This is a genomic window from Nocardia sp. NPDC051832 (genome assembly GCF_040681285.1).
Lineage (GTDB): Bacteria > Actinomycetota > Actinomycetes > Mycobacteriales > Mycobacteriaceae > Nocardia.
This window is the reverse complement of record NZ_JBFAYL010000001.1, coordinates 661,734-676,014: the sequence shown is the minus strand read 5'-3', so window position 1 is coordinate 676,014 and position 14,281 is coordinate 661,734. Positions and strand designations below refer to the sequence as shown.

Genomic DNA, 14,281 nt, shown 5'->3' with positions numbered 1-14,281 from the left:
GGACGGGCGGCCCGGCGCGTCCTACATTCCAGAGATGGCGGATGACGCGCGGTTCCGGTGGATCGTCGACACCATGGCCGTAGGGCCCGCGGACCGGGTACTGGAAATCGGTCCGGGCTCCAGCGATTCGATCGCGTGTATCGCCGAACGCCTGGACGACGGGCGATACGCCGGCATCGACCGCTCCGCCACCGCGATCACCCGCGCCGTAAAACGCCATGCGGCGCTGATCGATTCGGGACGGGTCCGGCTGGCCCAGGCGGGCCTGGAACAGGTGGTCCCGGACCGTGTGATCGACGGAATCGCCTTCGCTTCCGGCGGTTTCGACAAGATCCTGGCCGTCAACGTGAATCTGTTCTGGACCAAACAGCCGACCGCCGAGCTCGCGCTGATCCGGCAGCTGCTCGGGCCGGGCGGCTCGCTCAACCTGTTCTACGGCTACGGCGATCCCGGCGCGGGGGCGGCGAGCCCGAAACCGCCGCCCGGCAAGCTCGTCGAGCATTTGGCGGCGTCGAACTTCGCCGCGCGCACCGTGGCCTCGGGCGACCTGCTCGGCATCATCGCCCGGCCCCGCTGACCGTCCGGAATTCTCCGTAACTTGTTGTGTATTGCTCACATCCGGCCATGCCGCCGTGATGGAAAGCTCCAGAGCTGCGCCCGGACCGGGGGAGTCCAGAACCTAACACCGTTAGCCTCGGTTTCCGACAAGCGCCGACGAGGGCGCCCGAGGAGGTTGCGGGATGACACGAGATAACGGCCTGGTGCGAGGCAGAGCGCTGATCGGCGCGATGATCACCGCCGCCGCGCTGGCGATCGGGGTGGGATCACCTGGCGCGAGCGCGGAGGAACCGGCGCTCCCGACCGAACAGCAGCTTGCCGACTACATCAACCAGGGGCGGCAGCCGGTCGCGGTGGCGAACTCCGGCAGCAGCTCCGGATCCTCGGGCAGCCGCTCTTCGGTCGCCCTCGGCCCCGGGCCCGAATTGACCTCCGCTATCGCGGCTTTCGGCTACGGGCTGCTCAATCCGAACGCCGCCCCCGCCGGGGTCAACGACTGGAGCTGCCGGCCGAGCCCCGCGCATCCGCGCCCGGTGGTGCTGATGCACGGCAGCTGGATGAACGCCTTCGACAGCTTCGCCTATCTGGCGCCACGCCTGGCGCGGGCCGGATTCTGTGTCTTCGCGATGAATTACGGTCAGTCGAATCTGCTGGAGGGGGGTGGATTCGGGGCGATTCTGCCGGGTCGCAACGGTGTCGGTTACATGGAGGCGTCCGCGCAGCAGATGGCGGGCTTCGTCGATCATGTGCTCGCGGTCACCGGCGCGGAAAAGGTTGACGTGGTGGCGCATTCGCAGGGCGGCACCGTTGCCAACCAGTATCTGAAGTTCGAGAACGGCGCGCCCAAGGTGGAACGACTGGTCACCTTCGGCGCGACCCATCACGGCACCTCGCTACTCGGGATGGCGACGCTCGGCCGGATGATCAACAACCTGGGCATCGACATTCTCGGCTTCAACGAGATCTTCGTCGGGCACGCCAATATTCAGCAGGCGATCGGCTCACCGTTCCTCATCAATCTGAACAAGGGCGGCGATACCGTGCCCGGCGTGGCCTACACCTCGGTCGGTTCGCGCTACGACGAGGTGACCAACCCGTACCAGCTGACCTTCCTGGCGGCCGGGCCGGAGGCGACGGTCGACAACATCACCCTGCAGGACGGGTGTGAACAGGACTTCTCCGATCACCTCACGATGATGTATTCGCCTCGGGCGGCGTCGATTACGCTGCGCGCGCTGGATCCGGCCGCGCACCCGGACTTGGTGTGCTCGTTCAATCCCTGGCTGGTCGGCGGCGGCGGCGGTTTCTAACTAGACTCGCCCGGCATGAGCGGTTGGGACTTTTCGGACATCCCTGATCAGACGGGCCGGCGGTTCATCGTCACCGGCGCGAACAGTGGATTGGGGGCCGCGGCGGCGAAAGCGCTGGCCGGTGCGGGGGGCGAGGTGATCCTGGCCTGCCGGAACCTCGAGAAGGCCGAGAAGGTGGCCGCCGAGATCGGGGCGCGGGCCGAGGCGCGGAAGCTGGACCTGGCGGATCTGGCTTCCGTGCGCGAGTTCGCCGCATCGGTAGACCGGGTCGACGTGCTGATGAACAACGCCGGGGTGATGGCGATACCGGAGCAGCGGACCGTCGACGGCTTCGAAATGCAGTTCGGGACAAACCATCTCGGGCACTTCGCGCTGACCGGGCTGCTACTGGACAAGATCGGCGATCGGGTCGTCACCGTGTCCAGCTGGGCGCACCGCTTCGGCGCGATCGATCTCGACGACCCGAACTGGGAACGTCGCGGCTATCACCGGTGGAAGGCCTACGGGCAGTCCAAGCTGGCCAATCTGCTGTTCACCGCCGAGTTGCAGCGCCGGTTCGCGGCGGCGGGTTCGCCGCGGCTCGCGACCGCGGGCCACCCCGGGTACGCCAGCACCGCGCTGGGCACCCACACCGAGTCGTTCTTCGATTCCATCGTGGCGCTCGGTGACCGGCTGATCGCACAGAGTGCCGAAATGGGCGCACTGCCACAGCTTTTCGCCGCCGTCGCGGACGCGGAGCCGGGCGGCTACTACGGGCCGGAAGGGATCGGGGGCCTGCGCGGCTACCCGATCCGCTGCGGCTCGAGCTCGGCTGTGCGCGACGAGCAGATGGCGGCCGCGCTGTGGGAGTTGTCGGAGAAGCTGACCGGCGTCACCTACAGGATCCCCAGGTCGTAGAAGAGCCGGTACTTGTCGGGGTTGTCCGGCAGGAACCAGTGCAGGCCGGCCAGGCAGAACACCGCGACCATGTTGATCACCAGCACGAGGCCGAGGAACCACAGCGCGAACTGGCCGATGAGGCGATGGCCGGCGGTCGGGCTGAAGCTGGACGCGGCGGTGTAGTACCCGAAGCACAACACCAGGCCGATCGCGAACACCGCGGCCACGAACAGCACCCAGGCCCAGACATAGAGGTGCAGGCCGAGCACCGCGCCGCCGTAGCCCACCGGCCCGTTCGGCTTCTGCCAGTCGTTGATGTGCAGCATGGTCTGCCGCCAAGCGGTGAAACCGCCTGCGACACAACCCAGTAGGGCCAGGCCCCAGCCGGTCATATAGTCACGCGCGGTAATGATCCCGAGCATCCCTTTGCGCACGATGATCGCCGCGCCGAGCGCGGCCATCGCCATGAATATGCGCTGCAACATGCACAGCGGGCACGGATAATCCCAGGTCCCGAACTGCACCGCGAGCCCGCCGCAGATGACCCCGGTCCAGCCGACCACGAAAATGCAGGCGAGCCAATACTGCAACTGCCCTGCGAATCCTGCGGCCCGCTCCGGAACAACAGTTTCGGTGACCACCGTTTCGGTCACCACCCGATGATGGCGTCCGGTCGATTCGGATTCGGTCATCGTTTCACCACGTCAATCCGAGGCCGAGACCGCTGGTGATGTGATGCCTCAGCAACACCAGCGAAGCGATCATGACCACCCACCACGCGGCGATCACCATCCGCCTGGAACGCTGTGTATAAATCGCGAACAGGGTAAACAGCAACCCGCCGAAAATGAGCGTGTCCATGCGCCCGGACGCTACTCCGTCCGCTCTGACCAGCAGGAATGACACTCTGGGGCATTCAGTCACAGCGATGTCACACATTGCGGCGCACCGTCGTCATCTTGATGAAGCCAACAAACCACACGAAAGAAGGCATCACCATGGACGCTCGCTTCGATTACCACGGCAACGACAACGGCGCCAAGTTCACCAAGCGCATCGGCAACGCCGGTTTGGTCGTCGACAATTCAACCCTTCCGAAGCCGACCCAGGAATTGGTGAAACTGCGCGCCAGCCAGATCAACGGCTGTGGATTCTGCACCGACATGCATTCCAAGGACGCCGCGCACGCCGGCGAAACCCAGGTCCGCCTGAACCTCGTAGCCGCCTGGCGCGAAGCCACCGTCTTCACCGAAGCCGAACGCGCCGCCCTGGCCCTCACCGAGGAGGGCACCCGCCTCGCCGACGCCCACCACGGCGTCAGCGACGACACCTGGGCTCAGGTCGAAAAGCACTACGACGCCGACCAAATCGCCGCCCTGATCTCCCTCATCGCCCTGATCAACGCCTACAACCGCATGAACGTCATCGCCCGCGTGCCGGCCGGCGACTACCAGCCCGGCCAGTGGTGAGTGTCGTCACGTGCTGCGGCCCGGACGTAGCACAACACGGACGGGCCGATGGTCGATAGCCTCTAGCTACCCGAAATGTGACGTTGAGCGCTGCGCGGATCGTGCTTGGTTTGTCCCTGCTACAGTCAGCGACGTGCAGCGCGCATATTTCTGGTTTAGCAAGCCGGCCCTGGGTGGGCCGGTCTGCGGCAACTGCCTGCGCTGACCAACCTCCACCCCGAGCCGGATGATGACCGGCTCGACGGGTTCTCGAAATTCCGTGGGCCGGCCTGATGAAAAGGAACCCACACTATGACCACCGCAGTTGATGTCGATGCGCGGCATTCCGATCTGGATGACCAGCGGACCCTGTCCGTGAGCCCGTTGCGCTCACCGGCCGAGGTGCGCCGGGTGCACCAGATCAACGATGCCCTCGCCGACACCGTGCGTGCGGGCCGGAAAGCCACCGTCGACGTGCTGAACGGGGACGACGACCGCCTGATGGTGATCGTCGGCCCGTGTTCGGTGCACGATCCCGCCGCCGCGATCGAATACGCGCGGTTGCTCGCCGCCAAGGCCGCCGAGCTGAACGATCGCCTGCACGTCGTGATGCGGGTGTACTTCGAGAAGCCGCGCACCACGCTGGGCTGGAAGGGTCTGATCAACGACCCGCATCTGGACGGCTCCTTCGACGTCAACACCGGCCTCGGCATCGGCCGCAAGCTGCTGATGGACATCACCGGCCTGGGCCTGCCGGTGGCCTGTGAGTTCCTCGACCCGATCACCCCGCAGTACATCGCGGACCTGGTCTCCTACGGCGCGATCGGCGCGCGCACCGCGGCCAGCCAGGTGCACCGGCAGCTGAGCAGCGCGCTGTCGATGCCGGTCGGCATCAAGAACGGCACCGACGGTGACGTGCAGGTGGCGGTGGACGGCGTGCGCGCCGCCGCGGCCAGCCACGTCTTCCCCGGCACCGACCTGGACGGCCGCGCCGCCCTCATCCGCACCAGCGGCAACCCGGACTGCCACGTCATCCTGCGCGGCGGCAGCACCGGCACCAACTACGACGCCGAGTCCTGCGCGGAAGCCAACCTGCGCCTGGAGAAGGCCGGCCTGGCCCAGCGCCTGGTCGTCGACGCCAGCCACGGCAACAGCAACAAGGACCACAACCGTCAGGTCGACGTGGTCACCGATATCGCCGGCCGACTGGCCGCCGGTGAGCCGGGTGTGGTCGGCGTCATGCTGGAGAGCTTCCTGGTGGCGGGCCGCCAGGACCTGACCCTGGGCCGCGCGGACGAGCTGACGCACGGCCAGTCCATCACCGACGCCTGCCTCGACTGGGCCACCACCGCCGCCCAGCTGGACCGTCTCGCCGACGCCGTCCAGCAGCGCCGCGACAGCTGAACCACCGGCCCCACAGGGGCTTTTGAGACCGCCGCATCTGCCGCCCGCCCGGCGAACAGCCGGGCAGGGCGGCGCGCGGCGGACGGCAACCTCCCAGGTCCGGGAACAATTCGGACGGTGCTGCGGGTTGTCGGTGGGGTCGGGGAGAATAGGGCGGACCTCAACAAGGGAGAGATCTGTGACCGATGGTCCGTTGATCGTTCAGAGTGACAAGACGCTGCTGCTCGAGGTCGACCACGAGCTGGCCGATGTGGCGCGGCAGTCCATCGCGCCGTTCGCCGAGCTGGAGCGCGCGCCGGAGCATGTGCACACCTACCGGGTGACGCCGCTGGCGCTGTGGAATGCCAGGGCGGCGGGGCACGACGCCGAGCAGGTCGTGGACGCGCTGGTGAATTTCTCCCGATACGCCGTGCCGCAGCCGTTGCTCGTGGACATCGTCGACACCATGGCCCGGTACGGGCGGTTGCAGTTGATGAAGCATCCGGCCCACGGCCTGGTGCTGAACAGCCTCGATCGGGCGGTGCTGGAAGAGGTGCTCCGGCACAAGAAGATCGCCCCGATGCTGGGCGCGCGCATCGATGACGACACCGTGGTGGTGCATCCGTCCGAGCGCGGGCGGATCAAGCAGATGCTGCTGAAGATCGGCTGGCCGGCCGAGGATCTCGCCGGGTACGTCGACGGCGAGGCGCACCAGATCGACCTCGACTACGAGGGCGGGCACTGGGAACTGCGCGATTACCAGAAGCTGGCGGCGGATTCGTTCTGGGCCGGCGGGTCCGGCGTGGTGGTGCTGCCGTGTGGCGCGGGCAAGACCATGGTCGGCGCGGCCGCCATGGCGAAGGCCAAGGCGACCACCTTGATCCTGGTCACCAATACTGTCGCCGGCCGGCAGTGGCGGCGCGAACTGCTGGCGCGCACCTCGCTGACCGAGGACGAGATCGGCGAATACTCCGGCGAGCGCAAGGAGATCCGCCCGGTCACCATCGCCACCTATCAGGTGATCACCCGCCGCACGAAGGGCGAATACAAGCATCTCGAGCTGTTCGACAGCCGCGACTGGGGCCTGGTCGTCTACGACGAGGTGCACCTGCTGCCCGCGCCGGTCTTCCGGATGACCGCCGACCTGCAGTCGCGCCGCCGGCTCGGCCTGACCGCGACGCTGGTGCGCGAGGACGGCCGCGAGGGCGACGTGTTCTCGCTGATCGGGCCGAAGCGCTATGACGCGCCGTGGAAGGACATCGAGGCGCAGGGCTGGATCGCCCCGGCCGACTGCGTGGAGGTGCGGGTCACCCTGACCGACGCCGAGCGGATGTCCTACGCGACTGCCGAGCCCGAGGAACGCTACAAGTTGTGTTCGACGGCCCGGACGAAGATTCCGGTGGTGCAGTCGATCCTGGCCAAACACCCGGACGCGCCGACGCTGGTGATCGGCGCCTACCTCGATCAGCTCGACGAATTGGGCGCGGCGCTGAACGCGCCGGTGATCCAGGGATCGACGAAAACCAAAGAGCGCGAAGAACTTTTCGAGGCGTTCCGGCAGGGCGAGATTCCGGTTCTGGTGGTCAGCAAGGTCGCGAACTTCTCCATCGATCTCCCGGAAGCCTCTGTGGCGGTACAGGTTTCGGGCACCTTCGGTTCCCGGCAGGAGGAGGCGCAGCGGCTCGGACGGCTGCTGCGGCCGAAGCACGATGGTGGCCAAGCCCACTTCTATTCGGTCGTCGCACGTGACACGCTGGATGCCGAATATGCCGCGCACCGGCAGCGTTTCTTGGCAGAGCAGGGGTATGCCTATCGCATAACGGATGCCGACGACTTGCTGGGGCCGGCCATCGGATAAGCGGAGGGGTCTCCTCCGATACGTGTGCTAGGAAGAATACGTGCGACGCTTCGAATTCCCGGTGGACCACAGGCACGCCCAAGCGGTAAACGAAGTCCTCGCCGATGTGCGCCGCCTGCGTGTTCTGGCGATCTCGGGGGCAGGTTTCGCCGGGGTGATCGCCGCCTATCTGATCTGGCTGAACCATGCCTGGTCCTACCTGTTGGCCATCGCGTTCGTGCTGGGCGCGGTGGTGGCGCTCTGGGTGACGGTCTGGGCGCCGCGCCGGTTCAGCATCGACAAGCTCTATGCCACTGGGGAACTCGTGCCCGCGGTGGTCTCGGAGACGCATCCGGGCGGGGTGGTCCTGCTGGCGCTGGTCGACGTCGCCAAGCCCACCGCCACCGACCCGCTCTACGCGCTGGTGATCCGCAAGGTGCGGGAGCTGCCCGGCCACGAGAAGCGCGCGGGGGAGCGGGTGCCCTCGATCGCGGTGCGCAGCGAACGGGCGCCGCGGCAGGTGGGGGAGCGCTGGCAGACGGTGCATCCCATGCCGATCGCCTGGGGGACCACCGACGGAATGGTCATCGCCCGCGCCCGCGCCGCCATCAGCGAGACGGAATGGCGTTTGCTCACCAACAATCTCGGGCTCGCCGCCAAGGTGCGGCGGACCTCGGCGAAGCGCTTGCTGCTGGATCCGCAGCAGCTGCCCGACGATCTGGGCGCCTGAAAAGCTGTGGGTTTCGAGTCCGCCGCTGCCTAGACTCGGATGATGGTTCCGGTCGCAAATCTGCTGGCCTTCTCGGCCGCCGCCTTGGTCATCATCGTCGTGCCGGGTCCCGGCGTGTTGTTCGCGATCGGGCGGGCGCTCGCGCTCGGCCGGCGCGCCGCGCTGCTCTCGGTGCTCGGACACGCGGTGGGCGTGCTGGTCTCGCTGCTGCTGGTCGCGATCGGCCTGGGCACCATCCTCACGGCGTCGGCGCTGGCACTGACCATCGTGAAGTTCACCGGTGCGCTGTACCTGATCTACCTGGGCATCCAGGCCATCCGGGACCGCAAGTCGCTGCGCGAGGCGCTGCACGTCCAAGCGCCCGCGGGGCAGGACACCAAGGTCATCCGGCAGGGCATCATCGTCGGCCTGACAAACCCGAAGGCCGTCATCTTCTTCTCGGCGGTGCTGCCGCACTTCATCGACCCGGCCGCCGGGGCGTACGTGGCGCAGCTGCTGATCCTGGGCGGGGTCTTCCTGGCCATCGCGCTGGTCTCCGACAGCGCCTGGGCGCTGGGCGCGGCGGCCGCGCGCAACTGGTTCGCCCGCTCGCCGCGCCGGCTGGAAGCGGTCGGCGCGACCGGCGGGGCGATGATCGTCGGCCTCGGCGCGTCGGTGGCGCTCTCCGGCGCGGCCAAATAAACCGACTACGATCGCCGCTGTGCCAATGCTCGCCGGCACGATCCCGAATCCGTGGTGATCGAGAGAGGCGGTTGGTGGAATGAGATTATCCGGCCTGTGTTGTTCGGTGCTCGCCGGAGTACTGGTCGTCGCGGCTCCCGCTGCGGCGCAACCGGATCCGTTCATCGGCGCCCCGGGCCTGGGTGACCCGTACTACCCGCTCGACGGCAACGGCGGCTACGACGTCGCGCACTACGACGTCGCCATCGACTACGACCCGCCGAGCCGGCACCTGATCGGGAAGGTGCGCATCGAAGCCCGCGCCACCCAGGGACTGCGCGCGTTCAACCTCGACTACAGCGGCCCCGACGTGCGGATGGTGACGGTGAACGGCCAGCCCGCCGCCTGGGACCGCAACGGTGAGCACGAGCTGACCATCACTCCGCTGGTGCCGCTGCTGCCGGGCCTGCCGTTCACCACGATCGTCGATTACGCGGGCCCCGCGGTGGACGCGTTCGGCGCGGGCTGGACCATCGCACCCAGCGGCGGCGCGTTCGTCGCGGGGGAACCGCATTCGGCCGCCACCTGGTACCCGCTCAACGACACCCCTTTGGACAAGGCGACTTTCGCGCTGCACGCCACCGTGCCCGCCGAATGGGAGGTGATGTCCAACGGGCGGCGCACGCGCAACGAGGTGCGCGGCGACAAGCGTGTCGTCAGCTGGGAATCGAAGCACACCGTGCTCGGATATCTGACCACCGTCGCCATCGACAAGTTCACCTTCCTGGAACAGCAGCGGGCCGACGGGACACCGTTGCTCAGCGCGTTCGCGCCGGAGGCCGAAGACAACCGGGAGAACGAACAGCGGCTGCCCGAGATCCTCGACTTCGCCGAAAACCTCTACGGCCCCTATCCGTTCGACGCCGCGGGCGGCATCTATGTGGACGCCGATCTGGAGATTTCGCTGGAAACCCAGACCCGCCCGATCTACGCCCCCTGGACCGACCTGCAGACCGTGGTGCACGAGATCGCGCACCAGTGGTGGGGCGACGCGGTGTCGGTGCAACGGTGGTCGGATATCTGCCTGAACGAATGCTTCGCCAGCTACACCGCCGACTATCTGTGGCCGGAGCAGAAGGAAGGCGTCGACGTCGACGCCAAGTACCGTGAGACGCTCGCGAAGGTGCTGGACAAACCGAAGTTCTGGCGGATCCCGCTCGAAGATCCCGGCGTCGGAAGGGAATTCACCTCGGTCTACTACCGGGGGCCGCTGTTCCTGCACGCCCTGCGCAGGCAGATCGGCGATGAGCTGTTCTTCGGCGCGGTCAAGGAATTCCTGCGCGACCACGCCTACGGGAACGCGTCGATTCCGCAGTTCCGCACCTTCATCCAGTCGAAGTACCGGCCCGATCTGACCGGGTTCTTCCATTCCTGGCTCAATACCGAGGAGCCGCCGGCCGACGAGTTCCTGTATCCGGGCGCGCTGCGCGTCTGAGCTGACCCACCCCGCCGACTTCGTCGGCTGCCATCCCCTAGTCAACGCGTTCGCGAGCCCGCTCGACCCAGCGTTCCACCCGGTCGAGCTGGCGCTGCGCGGACCGAAGCTGTTCCTGCGCAGTGCGTTCGGCGGATTTCGCGAACTGTTTCTCCTGTTCGGCGTGTTCCAGGTCGGCGCGCAGCCGGGTGATCCGCGCTTCGGTATCGGCTAGGCGCTGCGCGGCCTGGTCGGTCTCCGCCTGCGCGGAATCCTTTGCGGCCTGCGCGGATTCGAGCGCCGCCAGAGCGTCGTCGAGTTCTTGACGCGCGGTCTCGGTGTCCGGCTCGGGTTTCGCGGCCTTCTTCTTGGCGCCTTTGTGCTCGGTGCCGCCGACCGCGACCAGCGCCGGGCTCTCCGGCCCGAAGCCCTCGTAGGTGGCGGCGGTCGCCAGCGTGCCGGTGTGCACCTGCTCGGCCACCTCGTCGTCGGCCAGCGCCGCGGTCAGGGTCTGGCCCACCTCCCGCAGCACGGTCTCGCCGACCGGGTGGCCGTGCTCGGCGGCCAGCGCCCCGGCCTGCTTGGCCAGGGCATTGACGACCTGCTGTCGCTGCGTGGTGAGCGCCCGCAGCTGTTCGCCGGACAGTTCCCGCTGCGCCGACCGCAGCGCCGCGCCGAGTCGCAGCAGGGCGTCGACGTCCTTCGGCGCCGAGCGGGCCAGCAGGTTGACCGTCCACGCGGTCACCGTGGGTTTGCGTAGCTTGCCGATAGCTGTGGCCAGCGCCTTGTCCCCGGCGTCTTTGGCCGCTTTGACCTGGGCCGTGCGCGCCGCGACGAACTCCGCGGGAGCCAGCCCGTACAAGTCGCGGGCAACGTCGTCGACCGTCATACTTGCCAAGCGTAACGACTCGAAGCCTCGAAACGACAGACTCCCTGAATTGGACGATCGTCCACAAAGTGGACGACATTGTGGAAGGCATTGCTAGTGAACAATTTTGGACTGCAGCTGCTCACCAACCTGCCCTCGCGCCTGTTGGGTTTCACGATCCTGGGCATGCTCGGGCTGGGCATGCTCTAGCCCCGAGGTCGTAGATGCGGCCACCGCACGCGTGACGGTATCCTCACCGCGTTCACGATCAACGTGGACCTGTTCGGTGAGAGAGGTTTTCCCGTGAGATTCCCAGGTGCCCTCCTGGCGGTGGCCGCTATCGCGGTCGCGGTAACCGGTTGTTCCGACGACTCGAGCAAGTCCGGCGTAGCCCAGACCAAGGTCGGGGACTGCATCAACATCACCGACAACGCGCCGAACGCCACCAAGGGTGAGCCGATCGACTGCGCTTCGCCGAAGGCGGTCTACAAGGTCTTCCAGACCTTCGACAAAGACACCCCGTGCGCCTCGGGATACACCAGGTACTCCGCGCAGCCCGGCAGCGGCTTCATGTGCCTGGCCCCCAATTTCAAGCAGGACTCCTGCTACAACGAGGTCGGCTCCGCCCCGTACAAGTGGGCCGAGTGCGGCACCAAGGAAGCCACCATCAAGGTGGTCAAGCGCGTGGACGGCTCCGCCGACGAGTTCGAATGCAGCGGCAGCGCCAACTTCATCACCGTGGCGGACCCGAAAACCGTGTTCTGCCTGGGCAAGCCCTAAGCGTCCAGCAGTGCCACCGACGCGATCCGGTGCAGCGTGAAGTGCCGGACCGCGCCCGTCACCGGGTCGAGCGCGTCGAGTTGACCGTTGCCGACCTTGAGCGGTTCCACCACGCGCTGGGACGCCACGCCTTGCGCGTCGACGTATCCGATGTTCACCGGCCGCCGCACCCGCGCCGCCAGTTGCAGCAGCGCCAGGGTCGCGGCGGTATTGGTGCGGGTGCCGTCGGCGCGCACCGAGCGGCCGGATTTCGCGCTGGCCGCGCGGTCCCCGGCCCGCAGCTCCGCCACCAGCAGTTCCAGCTGCTCGGTGCTCGGCGGCGTCGGACGGTAGGGCGCACGAGCGTTGGGGCGCACCGTGATTCGCGCGCCGCGCCGGCGCAGGTCGACGATCGCGCCGGAGGAGTCCTCGCCCGCGGGCGCGAAGCCGGCCGCCCGCAGTTGTTCCAGTAGTTCCCCGAGCGGCGCCTGCGCGATGGCCACGGTCGGTGCGATCCCGCGCAGCGCCAGCGTGCTCGCCACCGGGGCCGCGAGCACCTGCGCGAGCAGCGCCGGATCATCGCTGCGCACGAACGATTGCGCCATTCCGGCCCGCAGCTGACCGTGCCTGCGCGCGACGTCGTCGATCAGATACGTCAGCGCCTGCGGGATCGGCGTCCGGGAATGCGTGCTGAACAAGGCGTGCAGTTCGGCGGCGGTCATCCCGGCGTCCAGCGCGCGCCGCACCGAAGCCTCGCCGATCCGGTAAACCGTTGCCGCGCCAGCGGATTCGACATCGGCGACGAGGGCGACCCGCTGCTGCAACTCGGGCGTGAGCGGTCCGGGCGCGACGACTGTCAGATCCGCTTGCACCAGCACGTAATCCAGCGGGTCCGGCAGTGTGGCTTCCATCTCGGCTTCGGCGTCGGCGGCACTGGTGGCCGCGCCGTGCAGCAGCGCCCGGGCCGCCGAGGCCAGCGCGCCGCGGCCGATGAAGCCCAGCTCGGCCGCCTCGCGCAGCGTGTGCTCGACCGCCTCCAGCCGGAAGTGCCTGCGCCAGCGCGGTTGCCGCCAGGCCAGCAGGCGGCCGATGTCGGCGGGCTCGAGCGCGGTGCCGGTCGGGAACTCGGCGAGCAGCGCGAGTATCGTCCGGCGGTCGCGCGGCGCGTTCGGCACGCGCAGCTCGAAAGACAGTGCGGCCAAAGGTTTGTCGTTGGCGTCACGCATCCCGATCAGCCACGGCTGCCGGTCCAGCTCCAGCCAGGCCAGCGCCAGCGCCGTCCAACGCCGCGCGGGCGGTGCGTCGAGCCAGCCGTCGGCGGCCGGGGTCGGCGCCCAGTAGTCGTCGGCGTTGTCGTAGCCCGGCGCGGGTTCGGGCAGGCCCTTCTCGACCAGCTTCGCCGCGGCGAGCAATTCGACGAGCAGCCCGGCGCGGGTCTCGTCTACTCCGGTCTGCTTGGCGACCCGGCGCAATTCCCGCACCCCGAGCCCGCCCGCGCGCAACGCCGGCGCGGGCCCCTGCCCGAGCGCCTCCAGCACGTCTTCGCAGTGCCGCAGCAGTTCGCCGACCTCGCCCGCCGCGACGGCGTTCACCTCGGCCGGAGTCTGTTTGCGCAGTTCCGGTTTCGGGGGTGTGAGCGCATGGGGATGGGTGACGGGTTCGCGCCGCAGCACCTGTCCGACGGTGACCGGGAGCTCAACCGTCTCGTCATCGATCCAGTGCAGCAGCCGGCGGCTGAGCAATTGCGGCACCGGACGGTCGGCGGGGGCGCCGGGCGCGGCGTCCTTGGTACGGCCGAGCGGGCTGGTGGTCGCCAGCTTGTCCAGCAGCGCGCGGGCGGCGGGCGGCAGGTCCCGCAGCGCCTCGATCACTTCGGGTTCGGTGAGCGCGTCCGGGATCTCCGTGGTCGACCCGATCGGCCACGGCAGCGCCTCCGCGGCGGCCGGAACCAGGTGCAGGTCGTCGCCGTCGAGCCAGACCAGCGCGCGGGCCGTCAGGCGCTCCAGGGCGGCGTCCAGCGCGGCTTTGGTGACCCGGCCCTTCAACTGCGCCTGCAACGCCTTACGGCCCAGCGGAGCGGCGTCGTTCGACGCCTTGTGCACGGCAAGGGTTTCCACGATCGCGAACTCGAGGGTGTTCAGATCATCGGTAGCGCGCAGCACCGAGGCCCGCTGTTCGGCCCGCGCCCCAAGTACCTGCATGGACGAGGGCAGCGGTACCGCTAGATCGGGGCGCAGCTGTAGCAAGGCCACGAGCTGGGCGTCGGACCGGGCACCGAGCCACCCGGCCAAAGAGGTCGCGCTCATCGGATCCAGCGTACGGTGCTGGTTTGTTGCCCGCTGTCCCGGGCGGAACGTGCCACTGGTCGTGCACTG

Annotated in this window: 14 protein-coding genes; 10 read left to right on the top strand and 4 right to left on the bottom strand. The window is 68.1% G+C overall.

Features of this window, described 5'->3' with window-relative positions; translation table 11 throughout:
- The first annotated feature begins 34 nt into the window (after positions 1-34).
- The 3 genes from AB0M14_RS02725 (at position 35) to AB0M14_RS02715 (ending at position 2,765) form a co-directional block, all read left to right on the top strand.
- Positions 35-577, top strand: a complete 543-nt coding sequence (locus AB0M14_RS02725; RefSeq protein ID WP_364987836.1) for a class I SAM-dependent methyltransferase — start codon at positions 35-37, stop codon at positions 575-577.
- Positions 578-740: 163 nt separating this feature from the next.
- Positions 741-1,868, top strand: a complete 1,128-nt coding sequence (locus AB0M14_RS02720; protein ID WP_364987832.1) for an alpha/beta fold hydrolase — start codon at positions 741-743, stop codon at positions 1,866-1,868.
- Positions 1,869-1,883: 15 nt separating this feature from the next.
- On the top strand, positions 1,884-2,765 hold the full coding sequence (locus tag AB0M14_RS02715) for an oxidoreductase (RefSeq protein WP_364987829.1): 882 nt from the start codon (positions 1,884-1,886) through the stop codon (positions 2,763-2,765).
- On the opposite strand, the gene AB0M14_RS02710 is transcribed toward AB0M14_RS02715, so the two are convergent.
- A complete protein-coding gene (locus AB0M14_RS02710; RefSeq protein ID WP_364987825.1) occupies positions 2,744-3,439 on the bottom strand; it encodes a disulfide bond formation protein B in 696 nt (231 codons plus the stop codon). The two genes, AB0M14_RS02715 and AB0M14_RS02710, sit on opposite strands and share 22 nt — an antisense overlap.
- Before the next feature lie 4 nt (positions 3,440-3,443).
- Positions 3,444-3,608, bottom strand: a complete 165-nt coding sequence (locus tag AB0M14_RS02705; protein WP_364987822.1) for a DUF5993 family protein — start codon at positions 3,606-3,608, stop codon at positions 3,444-3,446.
- Between the two features lie 137 nt (positions 3,609-3,745).
- Here AB0M14_RS02705 and AB0M14_RS02700 point away from each other — a divergent pair, with 137 nt between their 5' ends.
- The 6 genes from AB0M14_RS02700 (at position 3,746) to AB0M14_RS02675 (ending at position 10,300) form a co-directional block, all read left to right on the top strand.
- Positions 3,746-4,216 (top strand): carboxymuconolactone decarboxylase family protein, encoded by a 471-nt coding sequence (locus AB0M14_RS02700; protein WP_364991238.1) that lies wholly within the window; start codon positions 3,746-3,748, stop codon positions 4,214-4,216.
- Between the two features lie 291 nt (positions 4,217-4,507).
- A complete protein-coding gene (locus tag AB0M14_RS02695) occupies positions 4,508-5,599 on the top strand; it encodes a 3-deoxy-7-phosphoheptulonate synthase (protein ID WP_364987819.1) in 1,092 nt (363 codons plus the stop codon).
- A gap of 178 nt (positions 5,600-5,777) precedes the next feature.
- The gene (locus tag AB0M14_RS02690) at positions 5,778-7,436 is read left to right on the top strand and encodes a DNA repair helicase XPB (RefSeq protein ID WP_364987816.1); all 1,659 of its coding nucleotides are present in this window, start codon (positions 5,778-5,780) and stop codon (positions 7,434-7,436) included.
- Between the two features lie 40 nt (positions 7,437-7,476).
- Complete coding sequence (locus tag AB0M14_RS02685; protein ID WP_364987814.1) at positions 7,477-8,145, top strand: DUF3239 domain-containing protein; 669 nt, start codon at positions 7,477-7,479, stop codon at positions 8,143-8,145.
- 42 nt (positions 8,146-8,187) lie between these two features.
- Positions 8,188-8,826: a LysE family translocator gene (locus tag AB0M14_RS02680; protein ID WP_364987811.1), complete on the top strand. Its 639-nt coding sequence runs from the start codon at positions 8,188-8,190 to the stop codon at positions 8,824-8,826.
- Between the two features lie 79 nt (positions 8,827-8,905).
- Positions 8,906-10,300 (top strand): M1 family metallopeptidase, encoded by a 1,395-nt coding sequence (locus AB0M14_RS02675; protein ID WP_364987807.1) that lies wholly within the window; start codon positions 8,906-8,908, stop codon positions 10,298-10,300.
- 37 nt (positions 10,301-10,337) lie between these two features.
- On the opposite strand, the gene AB0M14_RS02670 is transcribed toward AB0M14_RS02675, so the two are convergent.
- A complete protein-coding gene (locus AB0M14_RS02670) occupies positions 10,338-11,168 on the bottom strand; it encodes a hypothetical protein (protein WP_364987804.1) in 831 nt (276 codons plus the stop codon).
- Between the two features lie 282 nt (positions 11,169-11,450).
- Here AB0M14_RS02670 and AB0M14_RS02665 point away from each other — a divergent pair, with 282 nt between their 5' ends.
- The gene (locus AB0M14_RS02665; protein ID WP_364987801.1) at positions 11,451-11,927 is read left to right on the top strand and encodes a hypothetical protein; all 477 of its coding nucleotides are present in this window, start codon (positions 11,451-11,453) and stop codon (positions 11,925-11,927) included.
- Here the strand turns inward: AB0M14_RS02665 and AB0M14_RS02660 are convergent.
- Positions 11,924-14,212 carry a helicase-associated domain-containing protein gene (locus tag AB0M14_RS02660; protein ID WP_364987797.1) on the bottom strand — a complete coding sequence of 763 codons (2,289 nt, stop codon included), beginning with the start codon at positions 14,210-14,212 and terminating at the stop codon, positions 11,924-11,926. The two genes, AB0M14_RS02665 and AB0M14_RS02660, sit on opposite strands and share 4 nt — an antisense overlap.
- Between the last annotated feature and the right edge of the window lie 69 nt (positions 14,213-14,281).

Excerpts from the sequence above, each read along its gene's own strand:
- AB0M14_RS02725 (WP_364987836.1), top strand. The coding sequence starts at position 35 with ATGGCGGATGACGCGCGGTTCCGGTGGATCGTCGACACCATGGCCGTA.
- AB0M14_RS02720 (WP_364987832.1), top strand. The coding sequence starts at position 741 with ATGACACGAGATAACGGCCTGGTGCGAGGCAGAGCGCTGATCGGCGCG.
- AB0M14_RS02715 (WP_364987829.1), top strand. The coding sequence starts at position 1,884 with ATGAGCGGTTGGGACTTTTCGGACATCCCTGATCAGACGGGCCGGCGG.
- AB0M14_RS02710 (WP_364987825.1), bottom strand. The coding sequence starts at position 3,439 with ATGACCGAATCCGAATCGACCGGACGCCATCATCGGGTGGTGACCGAA.
- AB0M14_RS02705 (WP_364987822.1), bottom strand. The coding sequence starts at position 3,608 with ATGGACACGCTCATTTTCGGCGGGTTGCTGTTTACCCTGTTCGCGATT.
- AB0M14_RS02700 (WP_364991238.1), top strand. The coding sequence starts at position 3,746 with ATGGACGCTCGCTTCGATTACCACGGCAACGACAACGGCGCCAAGTTC.
- AB0M14_RS02695 (WP_364987819.1), top strand. The coding sequence starts at position 4,508 with ATGACCACCGCAGTTGATGTCGATGCGCGGCATTCCGATCTGGATGAC.
- AB0M14_RS02680 (WP_364987811.1), top strand. The coding sequence starts at position 8,188 with ATGGTTCCGGTCGCAAATCTGCTGGCCTTCTCGGCCGCCGCCTTGGTC.
- AB0M14_RS02675 (WP_364987807.1), top strand. The coding sequence starts at position 8,906 with ATGAGATTATCCGGCCTGTGTTGTTCGGTGCTCGCCGGAGTACTGGTC.
- AB0M14_RS02670 (WP_364987804.1), bottom strand. The coding sequence starts at position 11,168 with ATGACGGTCGACGACGTTGCCCGCGACTTGTACGGGCTGGCTCCCGCG.
- AB0M14_RS02660 (WP_364987797.1), bottom strand. The coding sequence starts at position 14,212 with ATGAGCGCGACCTCTTTGGCCGGGTGGCTCGGTGCCCGGTCCGACGCC.